We start from the raw sequence: 23136 nt of genomic DNA on the forward strand, positions 1-23136 counted from the left end.
GAGAGGTTTGACATGCAATTTGCTGATAAAAAAGAGGCTCAGGATTATCTGGCCGCCCACCCTGAAGTGCTGAGCATCGAGTTGTTTCTTATCGACGCCAATGGTGTTCCACGGGGCAAACTGTTGCATCGCGACGAACTGCTGGCGATCTACGAAAATGGTCGGCCGCTGCCAAGCTCGATTCTCGCCTTGACCGTGCAGGGTGAAGACGTAGACGAGACTGGCCTGGTCTGGGACGTCGCTGATGCTGATTGCTGGACTTACCCCCTGCCGGGAAGCCTGACCTTGCAACCCTGGCGTACCAACCCAACAGGCCAAGTGCAGGTGAGCATGCACCCGACCCAAGGTATTCCCGCCGCACCGGCCGACCCGCGCCATGTCCTGGTGAACACCATCGAGCGGTTGAAAGCCGATGGACTCCATCCGGTCATGGCCGTTGAGTTGGAGTTTTACCTGCTGGACCAACAACGCGACGTCAACGGTCGGCCGCAGCCAGCGTTGCAGACCAATGGCGTACGCCCTCATGCGCCACAGGTGTATGGCGTATACGAACTGGAACAGCTTCAACCTTTTCTTGATGACCTCTACGCAGCTTGCGCGCTGCAAGGGCTGCCGGTACGCACGGCGATCTCCGAGTACGCTCCGGGCCAGCTCGAGTTGACGCTGGAGCATCGTTTCGACGCACTCCAAGCCATTGATGAAGGTGTACGTTACAAACGCCTGGTCAAAGGCGTGGCCAACCAACATGGGCTGCAAGCGTGCTTCATGGCCAAGCCATTCAGCGATCAGGCCGGTAGCGGTATGCATTTGCACGTCAGCCTGGCCGACGAGCAGGGGCACAACCTGTATGCGAGCGAAGACCCACAGGGTACGCCGCTGTTGCGGCACTCCATCGGTGGGATGATGGAGACCTTGTTTGACTCGCTGGCGATATTTTGCCCGCATGCCAATTCATATCGACGCTTCCAGACCGGCAGTTACGCGCCGCTGGCCAAAAGCTGGGGCGTCAACAATCGTACTGTGTCGTTCCGCGTACCCGGCGGCCCCGCGATAAGTCGGCACATCGAACACCGTATTTGCGGTGCCGATGCCAACCCCTATCTCGCTGCCGCCGCAGTACTGGCGGGCATTCACCACGGCATCACTCATCAAAGCGATCCTGGCGCGGCGATTGTGGGCAATGGCTATGAACAGGCGACCGATTTTCTACCCACCGACTGGCTTACAGCGTTGCAGGCACTGCAACGTTCAACGTGGGCACGTGAGGTGCTGGGGGCTGAATTCCTGAAGGTGTTCCTGGCGATCAAGTGGCGCGAGTTCCGTACATTCAATGCCGAAGTCGGGGAGCAGGACTGGCGCTGGTACCTCACTCACGCATGAGTGTTGGCGGCTGGCTGCCTTGAAATGCGAACTGGTCGATCTCAACGGCTATCCGGGTCGCCAAAAAACATTTTGACTGGGCTCTAGCTCGGCGGTTTTAGCCTGAAATAAACGAATTGTGCCCCCAGTTTTGCCCCCATTCGCACCGTGTGTGCCAGCGATCGCGAATGGCGAATTCTGACACGGAACTGGGTGGCGGTCGCTGGTATTCAGTGCGCCTCCGTATACTGATTGAGCAACCCAAATGTGGCAAATCCGTGGTCGTTCGGAATAGGATATGGGTAATGAGTCGATATCCTTAAGTGGAGTTGTCGGGTCTGTCTCTCTGCACCTATCCTGAAATTGACTCGCGAGATGCTCGTGCTCTGCGTGATGTTGCGAGGGCTCTGGTCGCTAGGGGCATCGATCCGCGTGTCCATCGACAGCTGGAGCGTAATGCTAGGCGCCTGGTCACGGAAAACGCCTAAGAAGCGGTTGTTCTGCATTGAAAGTGGTACGCAAAGTTGAACATAGTGTTTCTGGTCGTGGGTCTCGATAGCCCGGTTGGACCCAGAACCTCCCGCTTCAATTGGCCGCCAAGTCGGCTGACAACGAGGGTGCTCAGGTTGAGATATAGAGGTGGCGCCTTACCTTCGCTATTCCTGGCCAGTTAAGCCGTTGGGCCAGGTCGCTGATCAGTCGTTAGGCAAGTGCAACTGCACTTCCATGGCGTCATGAAGGAGTCTGACGACCTCGATCACGTCGTCGTTTGCCACACGATAGAACACGATATGGCGTGGGCTTTTGACCGTTCCATGGGTTTGTTTGGCCTGCTGGCGTGAATAGATAAGGTGATAGCTGCGAAGGCCCGGTGCAAGCTCATCGCGGTCGTGGCTGCCAATGCGATAAGGCGTGTCGGCAAGCGCTTGCAGCGCCGCGAGGATCAGCGCCTGGTAGCGCTGACGTGCTTGATCACCGAACTGCGTCTGGGAGAGCCTGAGGATGTCGACAATGTCGGCGCGCGCCGGGTTGGAAATCCGATACTGCGGCATGCTCAGTGTTTCTCTCTCGCGGGGAGGGTGGCCTCCAGGCTCAAGCCCTCGAGGTAGGGCTCCAGATCCCCTTCGTTCACCTGAGTAAAGCGCCCGTGCTCAAGATCCATGATGCCGATCGAGTTCGCCTGACGCAGGGCCTCAATTTTGGCGGTGTCTTCGGCGATACGTTGTTCCAATAGCCGCAAACCTTCTCGCATCACTTCGCTGGCATTCTGATAACGGCCGGACTGTACCAGGTCCTGGATGACCTGTTCCTGGTGAGGGGTGAGCACAACGTTTCGCGTCGCCATAATGAGCTCCAGCTCTGGGCAAATAGGTTCTTTCGGCCATTGGCATATTATGCCATTTTACCTAGAGGCATATAGTTTGGGATGTGTATCTGACGAACTGTGTTGTACGGGGTCATCCTTCGTGCCGAACAGCGCGTTCTGGCTCCGGACTGCAAGCGCACAAAGTCCAAAAAAGGCTGCCGCAGGCGGGACGCCAGGGGCCGCTTGATTAGTGCGGGCCTTCGGCCCTCAGCTTAGCCAAGCCCTATTTGATGTCTCCGGCGTTCTCGCCGATCGTGTGAAGCGCGCCGCGGACATTGTCGCCAGTGTCCGTCGCACCCTGGCGCTCAGCCGAAGCTGCATTTCCTCCCATACAGTTTCATGTTCCCAGCGTCGAACTCGTCGTTCTGTGCGCGGAGTACACTGCGATTTCAACGCGCAGCCTTGGCATTTCGAACTCCAATAACGATTCAGCTTCAGGCCTTTTTCAACGTAGGAGTAGCGCCAGATCAGCGCCTCGCCAGTTGGACAAATGTATTCGTTTTTTGCCGCGTCATAGATGAAGGCATCGTTATTGAAACGCCCGTCGGCCTTGGCTCCAGAGGTCCGGGTGAGCGACTGACCACCACCGTTTGCCTGCTGCGCAGATGGGCATTGCCTGACTGTGCGACTTGTCGGTGGCTAATGTTTACTTTAACCAGGTACTGCTGCCGGTGTGTGCCGGTGCCTTGCACGTTGATACCGGGCAAACCAGCTGGTTTGCCACGGCATCGCTGATGGACTATGAGTACAGTCACTTATCCCGTTGTAGGGCGTTCACCTGCAGCATCTTCCTCAAGGAAAGAGAATCAACACAGTCACGTCAGGACCTGTATCGAATATCTTGGCGTAGACCTGTTTTATCGTGCTGTTGTAGTAGTAAGCATTGACGTTGGACTGCGCCAGGGTTTCCGGGCTCCCCGCGTTGCCTAATGATTCGCCGTCAACCGTCACTGACTGAGGCGCTTCGGCTCCGAGTAAAGATACGTAGTAAAACGTTTCTGAAGGGATGTAGTTGTCGAACACGCGCTGGATACGGATGTTTTGACCATTGGAAATGCCGCTATGACTGATTTCGGTCAACCGGTAGCTGTTATTGCTGGCGTATTGGGTGGTGTAACCGTCATCGAGATAGAGTTTGTAAGTTGAATCCTGGCCCGGGTAGATATTGAAAGTCAGCGGGTTGCTTTCCAGTTGCCCTACCCACTGTTCCAACTGACGCATGGGAAGGATCGCTCCGGCGCGTATATAGATAGGCACCTGATCCAGCCCCGCATAATAGGCGGTCACCAGTGTTCCTCCTTCAACTGGCGCCCCTAGAGGGAAATCATCATCCACGAATGCGTACCACTCGGAGCCGCTGGGCAGGTAGATATCGCGGACTGGCGGGGTGGGCGGACGGGCTGTTTCGTGCGATTCGATGATCGGGGCCACGAGGATATTGCTACCGACAAAAAACTGGTCGTCCAGATGGTCATAGACGCCGGGGTCCTGCGCTTCAAGGAACAACGCACGGGCAATCGGCATGCCCGTCTGCGTTGATTCGTAGAGTGCGTCATAGTAAATCTGCAACATCCTGTAGCGCAGCTCTATGTATTTCCGGCAATTGCTGGGCACAGGCTCTGCGTATTTGAACGGTTCTTGAAACTGCTTGGCATAGCCATCGTAGTGATTGCGGTACCAAGGCAAAAAGGAACCCAGCTGCATCCAGCGGGTGAACAGTTCGTAATTAGTGATTTGGCCTTCGCCTACGCTGCCGTCGCCAGGGCCAAACCCGCCAATGTCGCAACCCGAAATGGGGATTCCAGACAGCCCCAGGTTCAGTACCTGTGGCAGATTGATCCTTAGGAAGTCCCAGCTTGAGGCTGAGTCACCGGTCCACAGCGCCGCGTAGCGCTGCAACCCCGCATAACCGCCACGCGCGATGATGAAATTTCGTTGCTGGGGGCGCAACTGGCCAAGCCCGTTGTAGGTGGCTTCACTCAACAAAAGACCGTAGGCGTTATGGACTTCAGCGTGCGGTACCTGGCTGCCGAAGCTTGTCACCATCAAGTCCAGTGGTGCTGTTTTCCAAGGGGACAGCACCCTGATTTCCTCGGGAGGAGGGGCTTCTCCATACGGTGGGTTGGAATCCACGATGTCGTTCGCGGCTTGCTGCATCTGCGGAGTGTCGTAATAGGCATAGATCGCCGGATCGGTCATGTCCTGCCAAATCATCTCCAAACCGGCAGACAGCAGATATTGATACTGCTGTCCCCACCACGTTTGGACTTCGGGGCGGCCAAGGTCGGGGTAGTAACCACCGGAACCCAATTGAGTGTGTCCTTGGTCGTCCGGTTCCAAGGGCGGATATTTGTAAGGGTTGGTGCCATAGTTCACGCCGTAGTTTTCCTCCCCGAGGAACAGCGAGCCATCGGTTGGCAAGCCGACCCGCGTATTGGTCAGAAAGAAACCTCGCGCGATGCCTTCGTCAAGCGTCGGGTAGGGGACCGTATTCCCGGTCTCATCGCAGGGGTTATTGGTGATCATCCCGGTAATATTGGTACTGCACTTAAAACCGTTGGCCTTGAGGCTTGAGAACATTGCGTCGAGATCGGCGAACTTGATATTGCTGTTGGTGAATGTTCGATAGTTATTTTGCAAATCGATATCAATGTGCAGACCATCGATGGGGATGTTGGCTTCGCGGTAGGCGGCGGCAGCTTCGATCAATTTGGCCTTGTCGTAATACCCATAGCAACCTTGGTGGTAACCCAGTACGTACTTGGGAGCAAACGTCGGTCGCCCTGTCAGTTGTGTGTACTGATCAACGACCTCGGACGCCTGGTTCCCGAGCATGAAGTAGTAGTCGAGCTCCCCATACAGCGCGCCGAAATAGTACATGCCGTCCATGTTGGAATAGTCGTTGGCGCCGATGTTGAAGTAGGACTGGGAAGGGTTGTCGAAGAACAGCCCGTAGCTATAAACCGGGCCAGCATTGACGCCCTGTGGGGCAGGGTTGTTCTCGATCAGCAAAGGCACTGAGCAGTAAAGAGCTTCGCTTGGGTTGAGCGGTCCGGACTGCTCGCCCGCCGGTAATGGGCCTGACATGTACTCGAAATTATCGAAGTTGAATTGCGTGAGGGTGAACCCGTTTTTTGCCAGTTGGGCGCCGGCTTTTTCGCCAAACCCAAAGTAGTAGGCATTTGCCGGTGTTTGCTTGAAGTTGGCAATGACTTCATGGCCTGGCAGAAAGACCAGATTGTAGTACTGGTTGTCATCCATCGTATCGCCATGAATCAACTGCAACCCATTGCCCGTATCGCGGAACACTTGCAATGCATAGGGTTGCAAGTTGATACGCAACTGAATCGTGCCGGTATCGATGAGTAAAAGATCGTGCGTTTTTTGTAGGATGTTGAGTGTCACTGGGCCGAGGTCACGATTAATCACGGCATAGGAGTTGTCCTGGTCGTAGCTTGCGTTCGCAGCTGGGTTGAAGCGGACGCGAAAGCAACTGGGCGACAAAATGGATACCTGCAGGCTGACATTGTTGTTTTGCGCTGTCAGCTGGAAGGTGTTGCCGGTCTGTGTGACGGCCGCAACGTTCCCGAAGGGCGTCCAGTGGCCGAGGTTGGGGGTGAAGTTGTCAGTCGTCACAAACTGATACGAGCCAGCCGGGTCCGCTTTAAGAAAGTCAGTGGCGCCATTGGCAATCAGGTATGCGTTTTGAGAAAGGGGACGACTCATGATGAAGTTCCTCCGTGAAGGGTGCCGAGTGTGAGAGTGAAGTGCACGATCCCGGGAAGTGGCTTGAAAGCCACGCTTTCGCAATCGTGCACAGGCCTCTCAGGGGGTCGGTTTTGCGTCCGTGGCGGGTTTGCTGACAGAACGGAAGTGCGCCAGCTGTTGAAACATCCAACTGAAGTCAGAGGTATTTGGGCCGCTGAAATTAGCCGTTTTGATTCCGCTTGGACTGATCGTATAGGCGCTCGCGATACCCGCCGAATAATGGCACCCCATACAGCTCTCGGTACCAAAGACCTTGTCGGAAACAGCAGGAGACCCTTCCTCCTGCGTTCCTACAGGCTGATTGCCCAGCTGGAAATAGGTCTCCATGATCGAGTTGGCCAGATAGACCGGCGTCGGTTTCCCACCCGATTTGTTGTCGATACTCGCCGGCAACGTATCAGGCCCCGGCGTGGTAGGAGGCGCGCCAGGATCTGTCGGCCATTGGGTGTTGATCAACTCGTAGTATTGCCAGACGGAGCCCATGTCGTGCAGCAGCGCTTGCGCTTGCCGATTGAGCTGCTGGGTGGCGGGGGGGATTGGGATCACGCGGGTCACTTGTGTACGCAATTGGCCGGTTGCGGTGTCCTTGGTGGGTGGGTAGGTGTTGACTAGACAGGTTTCACAGTCAGGGTTGTTGAACGACGCTCGGAGATGTCGCTGCTCGCCATTTACCTGGACAGTCTCAAGGGAATTGACCTGGAGGTTGTCGACATGTTCGAACGTTGACCACGTCCATTGCGGGGACGTGCCGGTCTTGTGAGCGATGTGCATTCCAACCAGACCGACCTTCACATCATGCCAGCCCTTACCATCGCTGTTGAGAACTGCAGCATCGGCGGTGAAAAAGCGTTGCGGGATGTCGCCGGCGGCCTCATCGAGCACACGCCATGCCAGCTTTAGCTCGACGGCCCCTGGCTGCTCAGGGTGATCAAACAATCCAGCAGGCATATTCAAGGCATTGTGCGTGCTGGCGAAGGCTATTTGCCCATCCAGATTGTAGAGCTCATTTTTTACGATGTACTGGGTTTCGACGTCGTTTATCAGGATTTCATAGTAGGCGAGACTACCGTGCTGATCCCATAGTGGATGGGTAAAGGCCTGCTCCGTCTCATTCAGGACTGTCAGCGCCTTGGTCGCACTGACTATCGACAGTACGCGTTTTGCCCGATCAGTAGTGGTCAAAGGTCCCAGGGCAACGCCATGGCGAGACGTTACGGCCATGCGCTGCGGTCGCGCCGCCAGCGTTTGCGCCAAGGTGGGCGGCTGACCATGCTCGCCAAAGATCTCGAATGACTCGTGCCAGCGTGTCCATGCAGGTGGCCCGAATGCCACGTCGGTAATTCGCTCAGCTGGCTTGCCTTGTTCTCCTGTCGGCCAATTGAGTGCCAGGAATTGCTGCCAGGAGTAAATATCGAACACCCGTTGTACCTGTGCAAACTCACCCTTTTTGGTCAATGCACCAATCATTGCGGGATTAACGTCTGAGGGTAGAACCGGGCTGAGGGGAGATGGCAGGTTGGGAGAAAAAGCGGGTTCATCCTGTGCGGCTGCGTGGCTTCCAACCAATAGCAGTCCTGCGAAAGCCAACCCTGCAGCGCGGCGTCGAACGGACGACGAGCAGGGCGGATTGATTAACGTTTTCCGAAAGGTATTGCTAGAGCGACCAACACTTTCCATAAGTCATATCCTTGACTGAGTGTGCCGAGAAAAGTGGAGCACCATGAAACTAGCTCCAGCAGTCCAGCTGCTGTGCTTTGACTTCCGGACGGTTATGGGGCTCAGGCGGACCGTATTCGGATGCTTCAGGTCAGTTTTTTATTGTGAGGGGGCTAGCTCGGTGTAGCAGTGGACTGCAAGGGCGTCAAATACGTTGATACGTATACGTCTGCATCCAGCCAGTCTTGGCCTAGACTCCACTTTGATCGAAACATTGGATGACTATGTCGCGCGGTGGTATGCGCGGTGAGAATACAAACGCATAGCCCATGTGCCCGGATACTGCTGCCAGTGGGGTCGCGGCCAAATGTGGCAGGTCTGCTCAGCACCGGCAACGCCGCCATTGCGGACGCGCCGTTCAAGTTGGAAACCTACTGAGCCACCGCAGACTTTACCCACTGCTGACGCGGCGCCGAAGGCAGTCCTCGGTTGCTGCGCCTAAGCAACCCCGTATATCCCTCGGTGCCTATCTTTAAATTGGTTTTGCTCGGACCAGAAAGTCAATTTTGGGTCGAGCGGTTGAATCCACAGCCGATTGCTGCCCGTCACCACAGGTAGCGCTGGGTCGCCAACAGTGGGTTTTGTATTGGGGATGGGGGCACTTTGTCGGCGGGTACGCTTCTCGAGCTGAGCGTGCGTAATTGAGACTGTCAGGTTATTGGTATTCTCCAATTGGATATGAGCAGAACCCAATAGCGTTGCCTGGAATCACTGACTCTTTGTTCTTGAAGCATCCTGAAAATAAGTCCAGAATCAAGTCCTTTCCTGATTCAGGAATGAAATAAACCCCTTAGATTTCAATGAGTAGGACACCAGATACGAGTCTCGTTTCCCGCTCCAAACATAGCGCCGCAGAGTTCCACTGAATTCTGTAAGCGATTGAAATAAGGACCTTCGGGTCCTTTTTTCGTTCCGGCGGGAACCACTGAAATCCAGCACCATCCGGTGCGTTTAAGTCCAGGATTAAGTCCAGGATTCTGACGCGTACTGAATCGGTTTGTTGCTGGAGCAGTTTGCATAGCGAGATGAGCATCTAGCCCTGACTCTGTTCAGGCGCTCGCTATGGCACTCTCAGAAATGACAGTTCGGCACGCCCGAATCACCGGTAATGACTACACCCTCGGTGACAGCGTTGGTCTCACACTCAATGTGACGGCCAGCGGCGGAAAAGTCTGGCTTTTCCGTTGCTACTGGACGGGCAAGCAGAAGCGCATGTCCTTGGGTTGTTACCCGCAAACCAGCCTCAAGGAAGCACGCCCCCGACGTTTCTCTCCGTCCCTCGGAGAATCCCATGATTTATCTCACTCCCAATCGGGTCTCCCCGTGCAGCGTTTTTCAGGACACCCCGACACCCACCTCCCGCAACACCCACCCCATCTGCTCCATCACCGCAAAATGCCCCCCGTCGATCATGCGCAGGCTGAAGTCCGCGCCGCTGACCCGCTGCCAGGCCAGCAGGGATTCGTACCCCACCTGCGGATCATCGATGGCGCCAAACACCCGCACGGGAATCTCCAGCGGGCGGGGATGCGGGTGCCGATAGTCGAGGATCAACGTCAGGTCCGCCTGCAGAATCGGCACGGCGATGTCCATCATCGCCTTGTTTTCCAGAACCTCGCGCGGGGTGCCGGAGAGGTCGATGAGGTAGTCGCGCAGGGCCTGGTCGTTGAGTTCCGGCAAGCCGGCGCATGCCGGCAGCCAGTCCGGGCTCTGGCGCGATGACACCAGCAACGCCACTGGCCGCCGCTCGCTCCCGGCCAGCAAGCGGCGCGCTGTTTCGTAGGAGAGCAGGGCGCCAAGGCTGTGGCCGAACAGCACCAGGGGTTTGTCCGGAAGTGCGCGGCATTGCTCTGCGAAGCGGTCGGCCAGCGCGTCCACCGAGTGGGCGAAAGGTTCGCGCAGACGGCGGGCGCGGCCCGGCAGTTCCACCGCGTACAGTTCGCATAGCCCGGTTGCCGGTTTTTTCCACGGGAAGAAGCTCTGCGCACTGCCGCCGGCGCAGTGAAAGCAGACCAGGCTGACCGGCGCCGCGGCGTCGGCCAGCCACTGCACCAGCGTCGGGTCAGCCGGCTTCATTGAGCAGGTCCAGTTCCGCCGCCAGGTAGAGCTGGCGCATCTTGCTGCGCTGGATCTTGCCGCTGGTGGTCTTGTGGATGCTGGTGGGCTGGACGAAGACGATGCGGTTGAGGGTGATGCCGTGGTTTTCCACCACCGCGCTGCGCACTGCGGCCTTGAGCTGGCGCGGGTTGTCCTGTAGCCAACGCTTGATCTCGCGGTTGAGTTCGATGGCGGCGACGATGGTCTGGCGCTGCTGTTCGTTGTCGTGGCTGAACACCGCGCAGCTCTGCGGGCGGACGTCCTTCAGGGCTTCGATCACGGTGTGCTCGATGTCTTCCGGGTGCAGGTTGCGGCCCTCGCAAATGATCAGGTCCTTGAGGCGGCCACAGATGTAGACTTGGCGGTCCTGTTCCTCGACGAAACCGAGGTCGCCGGTGCGCAGCCAGGTCTGTTCGCTGCCATCGTCGAGCCGCGCGCGAAAACTGGCTTCCGTGGCCTCGGGATTCTGCCAGTAGCCACTGGCGATGGCCGGGCCGCGCAGCCAGATTTCACCGATGCGCCCTGCGTCGCAGCGTTGCCGTGTGGCCGGGTCGACCACCGCCACCCGCACTTCCCACGACGGCTCGCCACAGCCCACCAGGACCTGGGCCGCGGCCGGGTCGGCCGGTGCGCTGAGGCGCTGTTCCAGGGCCATGGTCAGCGGGTCGGCCAGCACCGAGCGCACCGGTTGGCCGTGGGGGCCGCCGCTGACGAACAGGGTCGCCTCGGCGAGCCCGTAGCAGGGCAGGAAGGCATTGGCGGAAAAACCGTGGGCGCCGTAGCACTCGGCGAAGCGTTGCAGGCTGGCCGGGCGGACCACGTCGGCGCCGTTGAGGGCGTGGCTCCAGTTCGACAGGTCCAGGCCTTCCAGGCGCTGGGCGTCGTAGCGTTCCACGGCGAGGTTGTAGGCGAAGTTCGGGCCGCCCGCCAGCCGCGCCTTGTAGCGGGCGATCGCCTGCAGCCAGATCAGAGGCTGCCGGACGAAAGTCGAGGGCGCAATGATCACCGTGTGGTTGCCCAGTACGATGGGCAGCAACTGGCCGAGGATCAGCCCCATGTCGTGGTGGTGCGGCTGCCAGGTGACGAAATCGCTGGTGTGATCCAGCGCCCATGAGTCGCGCATCATGCGAAGGTTGGCGCTGATGTTGGCGTGGCTGACCATTACCCCCTTGGGTGCCGAGGTGGAACCGGAGGTGTACTGCAGGAAGGCGATACGCTGCGGGTCGCTGTCGTCCGGGCGCGACCACTGCACGTCGTCGTCGCAGGTGCTGGTCGGGCTGAGCATCGCCAGGTCCGCCGCGGCGCTGCCGTCGAACGCCTGTTGCAGCGCGGCGCGCTCGCTGTCGGGCACCAGCAGCAGGCGGCTGCCGCTGTCGTCGAGGATCTTCAGGCAGCGCTCGACTCGGCGCCGGGTCGGCAGGTTGACCGGCACGGCGATGCGCCCGGCCACCAGGCAGGCGAGGAAAGTGGCGATGAATTCCAGCCCCTGCGGGAAGAACAGCGCGATGCGCTCGCCCGGCTGGCTGTGCTCGCGCAACTGGCGGGCGATGGCGCTGACGCGGCCGAGCAGTTGCCGGTAGGTCAGGCGCTGCTGTTCCTTGCCGTTGTCGTCGAGCAGGGTGAACAGCACCTTGTCCGGGTGCAGGCGCGCGCGCAGGGCCAGACTGTCGTGGATCGCCAGGCTGCCGGTGGCCGAGGCCAGTTCCTGGGGGCTCAGGCAGGTCTTGTCAAACATGCGCGGGTTCCTCGCGGTTGGCCTGGCTGGCGATCTCGGCGATGGCCGCGGCCAGTTCGCTGATGTTCGGGTGTTCGAATACCAGGGTCGGCGACAGGCGCACACCGAAGTGTTCTTCGAGGTTGCCGATCAGCCGGGTGCCGACCAGCGAGCCGACGCCCAGGGCACCCAGCGGCATATGCAGGTCGATCTCGTCTTCCGGCAGCTCGGCTTCCTTGCAGATGAAGTCGCTGATATGGGTTTGCAGGTGTTCGATCAGGCTCATGGGCTTGTCCTTGAAGGTGCGTCGGGGGCGATCGGGCACAGCAGGTCGAGCAACTGTGCCGCGGGTAAGGGGACCGTCAGGTCCGGGGCGTGTTGACGACGCCAGTGGTTGAACAGCCAGAGCGAGGCATCGCCGCGTAAGTGCGCTTCGCGCACCGTGGTTTGCATACGCGCGTGCAGGACGCGACGGCCCTCGCCGCTGTCGCCGTCGTCGCTCAGGTAGAAGGTTTGCGAGGCCTCGCTCTGTTCTTGGGCGGCGCGGTCGAGCACGTAGCCCTGGCTGCGGCTGTGCAGTTCGGGATAACGCCAGTCGGCCAGCCACTGGTGCGCCTGGCGGCCCAGTCGGGCGAGTTGCTGTTGGCGTGGCGCCGGCACTGTGGCCTCGGCGGCGAGCAGGAACACCGCGCCGGGGGCGATGAAATCCACCCCCAGTTCGAACATGGCCTGGGCGCTGGCGGCGCTGCCGATCAGGCCGCCAGCGCCGATCAGCGGGCGACGGACCTGTCGTTCGCGACGGGCCAGGGCTTCCAGCAACAGCGGCAGGCGTTGGTCGGCGGCGATCAGCAGGGCGTCGGCGTGGGCGAGGCCGGCGTCGAGGTCGCGTTGGTGTTCCATGCGCACCAGCCAGTGCACCGCCGGCCAGCGTTCGCGCAATTGCGCAGTCAGGTAGTGTGCGGCGATCTCGATGCAACCGATGCCCAGCCCGGCGACGTCGGCCAGTCGCGCCGTACCGCCGAGGCTGACGCCGAAGCGGCCGCGCAGATGCGGGTTGGCGTTGTAGCGCTCCAGGGTTTCGCGCAGGGGCTGGCCGTCCAGGTCGTGGGCGTCCAGCAGGCCCATGGCGCCATGGCGGGCGAGTTCGAGCAGCAGCGCTTCGCCGCCGAGGTTCGGGGGCAGCGCCGCCACCAGCACTGGGCGTTCGCGTACCGCGCGTGGCGGTGGCACCGACGTCTGTTCGCGGATGTCCTTGAGCATGCCGGCGAGGATCGGCGGCTGGCCGATTTCGATGAAATCTTCGACGCCCGCCGCCAGCAGGTGTTGCACCACCTGTTGCCATTGCACTGGGTGGGAAAGATGGCGGGACAGGGCGTCCACCAGCGCTTCGCGGCGGTGCGGGCGGGCGTCGATATTGGCGATCACCGGGAAGACAGGGTCACGAAACCGGTGGCTGACGCTGTGCAGGAAATCCCGGAACCCGCGTTCGGCCGACGCCATGTGCGGGGTGTGGAACGGCCCGCTGACCTTCAGCGCCAGGGCGCGGATGCCACGGCCGGCGCACAGTGTCAGCAGGTGGTCGAGGGCGGCGTGCGTGCCGCCGACGATGATCTGCCGCGGGCTGTTGATGTTGGCGATGGCCAGGCCGCCGTCCGGCAGTTCCGCCAGCAGGTGGCGGACCTGTTGCTCACCGTGACCAAGCACCGCCACCAGCCCGCCGTCCTCGACCTCGGCCATTAACCGCGCGCGCTCGGCGACGATACGCAGTCCGAGGACGAAGTCCAGCACGCCTGCGGCGGTCAGCGCGGCGTATTCACCTACGCTGTGACCCGCGGCGAACTGCGCCGTGGCGCCGTCCTCCCGCGCCGCCAGCCAGCCCAGCCAGGACACCACGTAGATGGCCGGCTGGGTGTAGCGGGTCTGGTTCAGTTGCTGGTCGGGGTCTTCCAGACACAGGCGTTCGATGGAATAGCCGAGCACCCGGTCGGCCTCGGCTACCTGCGCCGCAAAGCGTGGGAACAGCTCAGCGCCCATGCCCTTGCGCTGGCTCCCCTGGCCCTGGAACAGCCAGGCGTTCATGCGTTCACCCGGTTCAGGGCCAGCGGGATGGCACGCATGACCAGGCCCTCCAGGTGCAGGGCGCAGCGGCCATCGGCATTGCTCAGGCTGACGGCCAGTTCGTCACCCTGGCGGACGATGCCCAGGTGCCGGGCGCCGGGCAGCGCCTCGGGGTCGAGAGACAGTTGGCGGATGCTGAACGGCAGGCACGGCGTCGGAGCCTGGCCGAGCAATGCCGGCGCGACGCACAGGCTGGCCAGCAGCGCCGCCCAGAACGACAGGTCATCCACGCCCTGGCAGCCGAGGGCGAGGCTGGCGTGCAGGCTGTTCGGCGTGCTGCGCAGGTCTTGCAGGGCGCGGCCGAGGGCGCTGTAGCACAAGCCCTGTTCGGCGAGGCTGGCATACAACGCCTTGGCCGCCAGGGTGGTGGTGCCGGCGTGAGGTTGCAGGGCGGCGGGCATCGGCGCGGGTTCACCGCGTTCCACGTGCAGCAGCACCTGCTCGCCCTGGCTGACCTGCCAGTGCGGCTCGACCGGGGTAAAGCGCAGCGCCTCGGCGCTTTCCAGTTCCCGCGGCGGGCCGAAGCGCAGGTCGCACCAGGCCAGCGGCTCAACAGGGTTCTGCCGAAGCGCCTGGGTGATCAGTCCGGCCAGCGCCATGACCGAGCCGGGCAGGGCGGCAGCGTTTTCCCAGAGGTCGAGCCAGGCCTGCGCGGAGCTCGGGGCGGTACGTTTGGTGGCGGTGAGTACCGGGGTGTACCAGACCCGCTCCAGGCACCAGGGATAAGCCGGCAACGGGATCTTGCCGGGGCGTGGCCGTTCGCCGTAGACGCTGGCCCAGTCCGGGCTGGGCACCTTGCTGCTGGCCCAATGCGCGGCCCATTGCGTCAGTTGCCCAGCGTCTTTCGGCGCGGCGACCGCTTCTGCGCTGCCGCTGCACATAAGTCCGTCGTGCTGACCCTCGAGGAAGTCGCGCAGGCGCTGGAATAACTGTTCGCGGCTGTCGGCGACGAAGGCGAGGCGTTTGGACATGGCGTCGCGGCCGTCCAGCAGGGTGCGGGCGATACTGGCGAGGCTGGCTTCGGCCAGGTTCGCGGCGGGCAGGGCGGCGAAGGTGTCCAGGCGCGGTTCGGCGGTCGCTTGGGGCTGGGCTTCGGCGGCCAGCCGCTGCGCCACGTCTTCAAGGCTGACCGCGCCGCGCCAGGCGTCGATCGGCACGTCCAGTTGCAGGGCGTCGAGCACTTGCTCCAGGCAGCCGACGAAGTAGCCGGCGTCGACATTCAAGGTCGCCAGCCGGGTCGGCGCAGTGTTGTTCGCCGGCATCAGCCCGAGCAGGTCGCGCAGGCGTTCGAGCAGGGCCTGGCGCAGCGCCCCGTTGCCGGGTGCACCGGTCTCGCCGAAGGCGTCGAGCAACTGGCGGGCGCGGGCGCGCAGGCCGGCGTCGTCCTTGGCCGACAGCAGGATCAGGCACGGCTGGGCGTTGGCATCTTCCACGATGGGCGCGGCGGCGGCGCGCAATACCACATGGGCATTGACCCCGCCAAAGCCGAAGGCGCTGACGCCCGCCAGCAGCGGTTCGCCCGGGTTTTCCGTCAGCGCGGTTGTGCCGCTGGCGAGCTGGAAGGGGCTGTCGTCCAGATTGATCTGCGGGTTGAGCTGGCGGTGATGGAGGTTGCCGACCTGTTGCCGATGGTGCAGGCACAGCAGGCTCTTGATCACCGAGGCGATCCCGGCGGCGGCTTCCAGATGACCGATCTGGCTTTTCAGCGCGCCCAGCACGATCGGCGCACCGTCGCCCGCAGGCACGGCTTTTTTCAGCGCGTTGATCTCGATCGGATCGCCCAGCGGCGTGCCGGTGCCGTGGGTTTCGATCAGCCGCGCCTGGCGTGGCGAATGACCGGCTTGCGCCCAGGCCTGCTGGATGACTTCGCTCTGCGCCCAGGGGTTGGGCGCGGTAAAGCTGTGGGCCCGTCCGCCGTGGTTCTGCGCGCTGCCGAGCACCTCGCCGTAGACGTAGTCGCCATTGGCCCGGGCGACGTCCAGCGAAGTGAGCACCAGCGCGGCGACGCCTTCGCCGCGCACGTAGCCATCGGCGTCGGCGGAGAAGGTCTGGCAATGCCCAGCATGGCTTAGCATCCCGGCCTTGGCGAAGGCGATGAACAGTTCCGGGCCGAGCAGCAGGTTGACGCCGCCGACGATCGCCACGTCGCACTCGCCGCCCCGCAGTGCCTGGCTGGCACGGTGCAGCGCCACCAGCGAGCTGGAGCAGGCGGTGTCGATGCTTTCGCTGGGGCCGTGCAGGTCCAGGCAGTACGACACCCGGTTGGCGATGGCGGTCAGGGCGATGCCGGTGCCGCGCCAGGCGTCACTGGGTACGCCGTCGCGGCGCATCAGCGTCGGGTAGTCGGCGTGGCCGACCCCGACGAACACCCCGACCCGCCGCTTCGCCAGGTGCGCCGGCGCGTAGCCGGCGTCTTCCAGCGCGGCCCAGGCGCATTGTAGGAACAGCCGCTGTTGCGGGTCCATGCTCTGTGCTTCGCGGGGCAGGATGCCGAAGAAGCGCCCGTCGAAGCGGTCGACATGCTCGATGAAACCGCCGCGCTGACAATAGCTGGTGTCTTCGCCGGCATTCAGTTCGCTGTCGTAGTCGCGCCAGTTCCAGCGCTCGGCCGGCACCTGGCGCACGGCATCGCCGCCGTCGCGCAGTAGGTGCCAGAAGGCGCGCAGGTCCGGGGCGCCGGGAAAGCGCCCGGACATGCCGACGACGGCCAGGACCGGTGCGCTCATCCCTGGCATGGATCGCTCTCCACGGCACTCGCCTGCGGCTTGGCCAGCGTGCTAAGCGCGTCGTAGGCGTAGGCCTGGACCAGCAGCGGGCTGACGCTGCCGGTGGCCTTGGCGCGGTCGCGGCCCTGGCGCAGTTCCTTGGCCAGGTAGTGCATGTAGGTCGGGCCGTGCATTTCATAGTTGTTGCGCGGCGTGGCAAGGAATTCGCGCTCGATCACCTTGCGCTCGGCGGCGATGTGCCGGCGCTCGCTGTCCGGCTCGGGGCGCAGGTACTGGCCGGCGAAGTAGTCAGCGGTCAGTTCGGCCTGGCGCTCCATCATGTCGAGGAAGCCCCAGGTCACCGCCTGGAACAGGCCGATAAAGGCCATGTTCGGCATGTCCGGCAGGAAGATCCGCTGGAACAGCGGGATGCGGTTTTCCTCGACCTTGAGCAGCTTGGCCGGCAGGAACGGGAAGTCGGTGTGGTAGCCGGTGGCATAGATCACGGCGTCCACTTCAAGCTGGCTGCCATCGACGAAGTGTACGGTGTTGCCGTCGATGCGCTGCACCTGTGGCACCACCTTGAGCTTGCCGTCGCCGACGCGGTTGGCGAAGTTTTCCGAGAGGGTCGGCAGGCTCGACATCATCAGGTGGTCGGGCTTGGGCATGCCCAGTTGCTTGCGCTTGGCGATCAACGCTTTGTACAAACCGGTGAACATCAGCCCGCTGAGCGGGTAGGGCAGGATCTTCTTCACCCACCAGTCATTCAGGACGCCCATGACCTTGTCGATGCGGATGCCGAACAGGTAGTGCGGCAGCACGTAGACGCCACGGCGCAGCGACAGGTAGGTCATGCGTGCGTCGTGGCTGACGTCCACCGCGATCTGCGCGCCGCTGTTGCCGACGCCGACCACCATCACCTGCTTTTCCCGGTAGCCGTGGCGGTAGCGGTACTGTTGGGAGTGGATGGCGTCGATGGTGGTGTTGGCGGCGTAGTCGGGGAAGTTGGGCGTGTTGTGGTGCCCGTTGGCGACCACCAGTGCATCGTAGTGGCGGACCTCGCCCGAGCCGAGGGTCACCCGCCAGACACCGTCCGGCAGGCGTTCGGTGCGCTGCACCGGGCAGTCGAGGTGGATCGAATCACGTAGCTCGAAGTGTTCGACGAAGCTGTTCAGATAGGCGTGTACCTGGCGATGCGAAGGGAAGTCCGGGTAGTGCCGGGGCATCGGGAAATCGCTGAACTGGTACAGGCCCTTGGGCGTGTTCATGTTCATGCTGTGCCACACTGAAGTGTGCTGCCCGCTGTGCTCGAAGGCCCAGATACCGCCAATGCGGTCGCGCCGGTCAAAGCAGTCGAAGGCGATGCCCTTGCGCTTTAGCGCGCGGGCCATGGACAGGCCGCCGACCCCGGCGCCGATGATGCAGATCATCGGGCCACGACCCTGCAAGGGACGGATGGAAGCCACGCCGGGTTCGGCGGGGCGCGACGGGTTGACGCGGGTGTGCTCAGTCACAGCGTGGCTCCTTTTTTTTTGCCGGAATCAGTCCGGCGAGAAAGTCGGCGGTGCGCGAATCGCCCTGGCGCCGGTTGTGCGCGGCGCAGTCCTGAAGCACGCCATCGATGCCCCGGACCAGGGCCCGGCGCAGGTTGCTGAGCATCAGGTCGATGGCCTCGCGGTCGATCGTCAGAGGGGGCAGGTAACGCAGGCAGTTGTTGTAGATCGGGCACACGGCAGCGGCGACGCCGCCTTGCGGGTCGCGCAGCAGGCTGCCCCAGAGCAGGTAGCCGAAGCTGCGCTCGACGAAGGCCGGGGTGTCGCGCAGGTCCAGCTCGACGGTGAGCAGCAGGCCTTCGCCGCGGACCTCGCTGATCAGCGGAAACTCCCGTTGCAGCCCCAGCAGGCCTTGCTTGAAGTACTCGCCCTGGTCGCGGGCGTGCGCAAGGCCGGCATCACGGGCGATGGCCCGCAGGCAGTTGAGCGCCAGGTGGGCGCATAGTTGATTGATCCCGCGGGTCTGCAGATCCAGCAGGCGCTCGGGCTGGCGTTGCACGGCGCGTTGCCCCAGCACGTCGCGGTAAAGCACCACGCCCATGGGCAGCAGGCTGTCGCACAGGGCGCTGCCGAGGGCGACGATATCCGGCTGCGAAACCTGCGCCTGGCTGTGCAGGAAGTGCCCGGTGACCAGGTTGGTCTGGGTTTCATCGACGCCCACCAGATAGCCACTGGCCTCGCGGTGGCGTTCGACCAGGGCGATCAACGCCGGTGGAATCGGCCGCGAGGCGTTGGCGTCGACCTGCAGGGTTTCGAACCAGACCAGCGCGACCTCGCCGCTGAGCAGGTGCGTTTGCAGACGGCTTTCGGCGTCCGCCGCCTGCGGGTCGACGAACAGGGTGTTGGCGTGCAGCGGTTCGAACGGCTGGCGGAAGATATCGAAGGTTTCGTTGCGCGACGCCGCCGCGCTGAGCATGGAAAACCCCAGCCCGCCGCTGAAACACAGCAGCTTGCGCCGTTCGCCGGGGGCGCCGAGCAGGCCGAGGGTCAGGGCCGCTTCTACCGCCGTGACCGTGCTCGACGCCGGCAGCGCCAGGGGCAGGCCGGTCTGCTCGGCGAGCAGGTGAGTCAGCTCGCCCCAGTAGTCGTGGTGCGGGTCGTGTTTCCCGGCCACCTGCTCGATCACGTCCGCCGGGTTGAGGCCGCGCTGGCAGGTGCCGACATTGACGAAGCAGTCGATGATCTCCCGCGACGGTTCGCCATCCACCTGCAGCCGCGAACGCACTCCGTGGGCTTCGTAGAACCGCGCATCGAAGCCGTGCATGCGGGCGATGCGCGCGTAACCGCTGTTGCCGTGGCGCAGGTGCGCCTGGAAGGTCGCTTCGCTGCTCGATTCGACACGGCGCAACTGGCGTAGCAACGTGCCGGGCAGCTCGCCGGCGAACCGCTGCGTCAGGTGCTCGGCCGCCAGGCGCAGCGGCAGGCCGAAGTTGGTCATCACATGGCGTACATAGCTTTCGTTGGGCGTCATCAGCCACGGATTCTTCACCCGCTCATGCACCAGGCAAGCGCCGAGCGGCGCCTGGAAACCGCTGATGCCTTCGCCGAAGACCAGCAGGTCTGGGCTTTCGCGTAGGGCCGCCAGCGACCAGTCGCCTGCACCGCGGCAGTGTTCGACGAACAGGCTGAGAACGCCACTGCCGGCGAGGCTTGCGATCAGCGCATCGCAGGCGTCCGGGCTGGCATCGGCAGCCTCGATACAGGCCACCGCCGCCAGTTGTTGCGGACCCAGGCTGGCGAGCAGCGTCCGGGCTTCGGCGAGGCTGCCGACCACCCGCAAGCCGGGGACCAGTGCCTGCGCGTGGGTGCCTTGCAGCGGGTTGAAATAGCGCGCCCAGTAGCCGCTGGCATCCACCAGCAACAGCCCGGCCTCGCCGTCCGGGGTGCGATTGCGTGCGTGGTGGCGAGCCAGGCGCAGGGCGGCGTCGAGGGCTTCTTCCAGCGAGGTCAGGAAGTAACTGCGGTAATCACCGGGTTCGTGCTTGCCGCGCTGGCCCAGGTGATTGAGCAGCAACGCGGTCTGCGCCGCGGGCGCCGAGAGAATGGCGCAATGGCCCTGGTCGCCCTGGCGCACATAGTCACCGAGGGTTTCCAGGGTCTGCGCGCTGGCCGCCTGGAACACCCCGGGGCGCGGAAGCGGCGCCGGGGTGCCCGGCGTCGGCACCCCGGCGAGGAATTCCAGCAGCAGGCGGTTGTAGTGCTCATGGTGAGTGAAGCCCAGCAGGTGTCCGGCGCCGGTCACCTCGATCAGCTCGGCGTGGGGCATGGCCTTGGCGATCAGTGCCGAGTAGGCGGGTGGCTGGTAGGCATCGTCGCTGCCGCAGATGATCCGGCACGGGCAGTTCAGTGCCAGCAGGCGCGGGCGCAGGTCGAAATCGCCGATCACCTGTTGGTACGCCGGCAGCGCTGGCATGTTCCAGCCGCGATTGAGGGTCATGAAGCGCGGGCTCTTTTGCAGCTCGCGCATCAGCACCGGGAAGTCGGAGGCGCCCTCGCTGAACGGTGAACTGACGGTGATGCACAGCCCGGCGCAGCGTTCGGGATGGGCCAGGGCGAAGGCCTGGGCGAGGACGCCACCGAAGGAGTAGCCGATCACCGGCAGCGGGGCAGTGATGCCAAGCTGGTCGAGCAGGTCGGCGAGATCGGCGACCAAATGCGCGATATCGAAGGCGTCCGGCAGCTCTGCTTCGCCGCAGCCGGGCAGGTGGAACATGATCAGCCGGTGGCCTTCACCGAGGGCCTGCATTTGCAGGCGCCACATCACGTCGTACTGCATGACCAGCCCGCCCAGCAGCAGGACTGGTCTGCCCTGGCCATAGGTCGCGCATTCCAGGCGCGGCGCGGCGGGGCGCTGGAACTGGATGCGGGTGGCTTGGCGGCAGGTGAGCAGATGCTGGTCGAGGAGGGATTGGGCGGGTTCCTGTTGGGGGGGGGCTTGCCAGAGCGCTTCGATTGACGAGGCGGTACCGCCAGAGAAATCCGTGACGATCGGCTCTGCCCCTGTAGGCGCGAGCAAGCTCGCGCCTACAGGGGGTATGGTTTTATAGTGGTTCTCCAGCTGTGGCCGATGACCAGCCAACAAATACCCGCAAAAACTCTGCAGGTCCTGAAATTCGAAAAACACCGTCGGCGGCACGGTGATGCCGAATTGTCGGGTGAACAGCGTACCGATTTCGGTCGAGGCGATGGAGTCCAGCCCGTAGTCCATCAGCGGCTGGGTCGGCGAGAAGTCTTCGGGGGCGATCTTCAGTACGCCCAGCAGCAGTTCGTGCAAGTCATCCAGCAGCCGGGCTTCCAGCGCTGGCGGTGGGGCAAGGCTGTCGAGCAGGCGCAGCGCTTCAAGGGCGCTCAGTTCGTTGGCAGATGGCAGGTGGGTGGGCTGGTTCATGGTCGGGCCTCGCGAAGCTTCGGATTCAGGCGCTATGGGCCAGGGGTTGCGCCGTTTGCAGGCGGGCGGTGAGGAAGTTCAGGGTGCGAATGAGTTTCCACAGGTCGACTTCATGGGCATGTCGCTGGGTCTGCATGAAGCGCTGCTGGCCAAGGTCGAGCCGTTCCGGCGTGAGCTTGATTTGTTGCAGTTGCCGCCACGCCGGGCTGTCGGCGGCGCGGGCCTGGATGCAGGCGGCGATGAAGCGGCCGGTCATGTTGGCCAGGTTGCCGATGCCCGACGGTGTGTTGAGGTAGCCGACGAACATCAGGTCATCGTGCCGGACCGGCAGCATGCGCATGAACAGCCCGTCGAACTCCCGCTTCCAGTCGAACACCTCCAGCGGCAGGAACGGCAGGTCGATGCCGTAGCCGGTGGCCCAGACGATCAGGTCGATGGTCTCCACGCTGCCGTCGCTGAAGTGCACCTGCTGGCCGTCGAAGCGGCTGATGTCCGGCTTGGCGTGCAGGTCGCCGTGGCCGATGTAGTAGAGGATCTGCGAGTTGAGGATCGGGTGGCATTCGCGGATATCATGGTCCGGCGCCGGCAGGCCATAGTCGCGGCCGTCGAAGCCGGCGAATTTGAAGCTGCGTTCGACATGGGCCCAGTAGGCGTCCTCGTCGCTGAACTTCGGCGCCTGGTCCATCAGCCATTCCTGGGTCGGCTGGCCGTCGATGAACTTGGGCATGTAGTGGTAGCCGCGACGGGTCGAGTGCAGCGCGCGGCTGGCGGTCTGCGCGGCGTCCACGGCGATGTCGCAGCCGGAGTTGCCGCCGCCCACCACCAGAACCCGCTTGCCGCGCAATTGCTCCGAAGAGCGGTAGTCCCGGGCGTGCAGACTCAGGCCGCTGAAGGTGCCGGGGTAATCGGGGATCTTCGGCACGCCGAGCAGGCCGTTGCACACCACCACTACCTCGTAGCGTGACTGGCTGCCGTCGGTGAAGGTCAATTGCCAGCCCTGACGGTCCTTGGCCATGTGCGTGACCCGGGTGTTGAAGCGGGTGTGCGCGGTGAGCTGGCAATGCTCGGCCAGTTGCGTGAGGTAGGCGAACACCTGGTTGTGCCGCGGGTAGTCGGGGTAGTCGGCTGGCATGGGGAAGTCGACGAACTGGGTGTTATGCCGTGAGCTGATCAGGTGCACCGACTCGTACATCTTCGACGCCGGGCCGTCGGGCTGCCAGTTGCCGCCGAAGCGCGCGGTGGCCTCGATGATCTCGAAGTTCACCCCGGCTTCCCGAAGGGCCTTGGCCACGCCCAGGCCACTGGCCCCGGCGCCGATGATGGCGATTGTCGGCTGCTGCATAGCGTCGATT

14 protein-coding genes and 2 pseudogenes are annotated in these 23136 nt (G+C 62.8%); 3 read left to right on the forward strand and 13 right to left on the reverse strand.

Translation table 11 applies throughout. The annotated features are described in order from the left end of the window. Positions 1-12 precede the first annotated feature (12 nt). Entirely contained in the window at positions 13-1380 is a 1368-nt protein-coding gene (locus tag LQ249_RS14445; RefSeq protein ID WP_169881121.1) for a glutamine synthetase family protein, read from the forward strand. 302 nt (positions 1381-1682) lie between these two features. Next, positions 1683-1847, forward strand: a complete 165-nt coding sequence (locus LQ249_RS14450; RefSeq protein ID WP_232566575.1) for an integrase arm-type DNA-binding domain-containing protein — start codon at positions 1683-1685, stop codon at positions 1845-1847. Positions 1848-2054: 207 nt separating this feature from the next. Here the strand turns inward: LQ249_RS14450 and LQ249_RS14455 are convergent, their stop codons facing one another. From LQ249_RS14455 to LQ249_RS14475, 5 genes and pseudogenes are all read right to left on the reverse strand, one after another. After that, positions 2055-2411, reverse strand: a complete 357-nt coding sequence (locus tag LQ249_RS14455; protein ID WP_092250824.1) for a type II toxin-antitoxin system RelE/ParE family toxin — start codon at positions 2409-2411, stop codon at positions 2055-2057. Between the two features lie 2 nt (positions 2412-2413). Beyond that, positions 2414-2704: a type II toxin-antitoxin system ParD family antitoxin gene (locus LQ249_RS14460; protein WP_169881120.1), complete on the reverse strand. Its 291-nt coding sequence runs from the start codon at positions 2702-2704 to the stop codon at positions 2414-2416. 324 nt (positions 2705-3028) lie between these two features. Further along, positions 3029-3292: pseudogene (locus LQ249_RS14465) on the reverse strand (transposase); the annotation flags it as partial. A gap of 225 nt (positions 3293-3517) precedes the next feature. Next, positions 3518-6451, reverse strand: a complete 2934-nt coding sequence (locus LQ249_RS14470) for a TIM-barrel domain-containing protein (protein WP_232566576.1) — start codon at positions 6449-6451, stop codon at positions 3518-3520. A gap of 99 nt (positions 6452-6550) precedes the next feature. Then, on the reverse strand, positions 6551-8170 hold the full coding sequence (locus LQ249_RS14475; protein WP_169881118.1) for a hypothetical protein: 1620 nt from the start codon (positions 8168-8170) through the stop codon (positions 6551-6553). 1116 nt (positions 8171-9286) lie between these two features. On the opposite strand from LQ249_RS14475, the pseudogene LQ249_RS14480 reads away from it, so the two are divergent. Beyond that, positions 9287-9463: pseudogene (locus LQ249_RS14480) on the forward strand (Arm DNA-binding domain-containing protein); the annotation flags it as partial. 81 nt (positions 9464-9544) lie between these two features. Here LQ249_RS14480 and LQ249_RS14485 read toward each other — a convergent pair. The 8 genes from LQ249_RS14485 to LQ249_RS14520 are packed head-to-tail and all read right to left on the reverse strand — an operon-like array spanning position 9545 to position 23126. Beyond that, a complete protein-coding gene (locus LQ249_RS14485) occupies positions 9545-10285 on the reverse strand; it encodes a thioesterase II family protein (RefSeq protein ID WP_232566577.1) in 741 nt (246 codons plus the stop codon). Then, positions 10272-12041 carry a fatty acyl-AMP ligase gene (locus tag LQ249_RS14490; RefSeq protein ID WP_232566578.1) on the reverse strand — a complete coding sequence of 590 codons (1770 nt, stop codon included), beginning with the start codon at positions 12039-12041 and terminating at the stop codon, positions 10272-10274. Before LQ249_RS14490 ends, LQ249_RS14485 begins: the two co-directional genes overlap by 14 nt. Then, on the reverse strand, positions 12034-12306 hold the full coding sequence (locus LQ249_RS14495; protein ID WP_232566579.1) for an acyl carrier protein: 273 nt from the start codon (positions 12304-12306) through the stop codon (positions 12034-12036). Before LQ249_RS14495 ends, LQ249_RS14490 begins: the two co-directional genes overlap by 8 nt. After that, on the reverse strand, positions 12303-14099 hold the full coding sequence (locus LQ249_RS14500; protein WP_232566580.1) for an acyltransferase domain-containing protein: 1797 nt from the start codon (positions 14097-14099) through the stop codon (positions 12303-12305). The genes LQ249_RS14495 and LQ249_RS14500 overlap by 4 nt, the downstream gene beginning before the upstream one ends. Continuing rightward, the gene (locus LQ249_RS14505; protein ID WP_232566581.1) at positions 14096-16873 is read right to left on the reverse strand and encodes a polyketide synthase family protein; all 2778 of its coding nucleotides are present in this window, start codon (positions 16871-16873) and stop codon (positions 14096-14098) included. Before LQ249_RS14505 ends, LQ249_RS14500 begins: the two co-directional genes overlap by 4 nt. After that, the gene (locus LQ249_RS14510; protein WP_232566582.1) at positions 16861-18357 is read right to left on the reverse strand and encodes a flavin-containing monooxygenase; all 1497 of its coding nucleotides are present in this window, start codon (positions 18355-18357) and stop codon (positions 16861-16863) included. The genes LQ249_RS14505 and LQ249_RS14510 overlap by 13 nt, the downstream gene beginning before the upstream one ends. Continuing rightward, positions 18350-21784 carry an alpha/beta fold hydrolase gene (locus tag LQ249_RS14515; protein ID WP_232566583.1) on the reverse strand — a complete coding sequence of 1145 codons (3435 nt, stop codon included), beginning with the start codon at positions 21782-21784 and terminating at the stop codon, positions 18350-18352. The genes LQ249_RS14510 and LQ249_RS14515 overlap by 8 nt, the downstream gene beginning before the upstream one ends. Positions 21785-21809: 25 nt before the next feature. After that, positions 21810-23126 (reverse strand): flavin-containing monooxygenase, encoded by a 1317-nt coding sequence (locus LQ249_RS14520; protein WP_232566584.1) that lies wholly within the window; start codon positions 23124-23126, stop codon positions 21810-21812. Positions 23127-23136: the final 10 nt, after the last annotated feature.

The sequence above is a fragment of the Pseudomonas sp. 7-41 genome (genome assembly GCF_021233075.1).
Lineage (GTDB): Bacteria > Pseudomonadota > Gammaproteobacteria > Pseudomonadales > Pseudomonadaceae > Aquipseudomonas > Aquipseudomonas veronii.

Bases quoted from the DNA above. Each gene is read 5' to 3' on its own strand.
- LQ249_RS14460 (WP_169881120.1), bottom strand. From the start codon at position 2,704: ATGGCGACGCGAAACGTTGTGCTCACCCCTCACCAGGAACAGGTCATC.
- LQ249_RS14445 (WP_169881121.1), top strand. From the start codon at position 13: ATGCAATTTGCTGATAAAAAAGAGGCTCAGGATTATCTGGCCGCCCAC.
- LQ249_RS14500 (WP_232566580.1), bottom strand. From the start codon at position 14,099: ATGAACGCCTGGCTGTTCCAGGGCCAGGGGAGCCAGCGCAAGGGCATG.
- LQ249_RS14455 (WP_092250824.1), bottom strand. From the start codon at position 2,411: ATGCCGCAGTATCGGATTTCCAACCCGGCGCGCGCCGACATTGTCGAC.
- LQ249_RS14515 (WP_232566583.1), bottom strand. From the start codon at position 21,784: ATGAACCAGCCCACCCACCTGCCATCTGCCAACGAACTGAGCGCCCTT.
- LQ249_RS14520 (WP_232566584.1), bottom strand. From the start codon at position 23,126: ATGCAGCAGCCGACAATCGCCATCATCGGCGCCGGGGCCAGTGGCCTG.
- LQ249_RS14495 (WP_232566579.1), bottom strand. From the start codon at position 12,306: ATGAGCCTGATCGAACACCTGCAAACCCATATCAGCGACTTCATCTGC.
- LQ249_RS14505 (WP_232566581.1), bottom strand. From the start codon at position 16,873: ATGCCAGGGATGAGCGCACCGGTCCTGGCCGTCGTCGGCATGTCCGGG.
- LQ249_RS14485 (WP_232566577.1), bottom strand. From the start codon at position 10,285: ATGAAGCCGGCTGACCCGACGCTGGTGCAGTGGCTGGCCGACGCCGCG.
- LQ249_RS14490 (WP_232566578.1), bottom strand. From the start codon at position 12,041: ATGTTTGACAAGACCTGCCTGAGCCCCCAGGAACTGGCCTCGGCCACC.
- LQ249_RS14475 (WP_169881118.1), bottom strand. From the start codon at position 8,170: ATGGAAAGTGTTGGTCGCTCTAGCAATACCTTTCGGAAAACGTTAATC.
- LQ249_RS14470 (WP_232566576.1), bottom strand. From the start codon at position 6,451: ATGAGTCGTCCCCTTTCTCAAAACGCATACCTGATTGCCAATGGCGCC.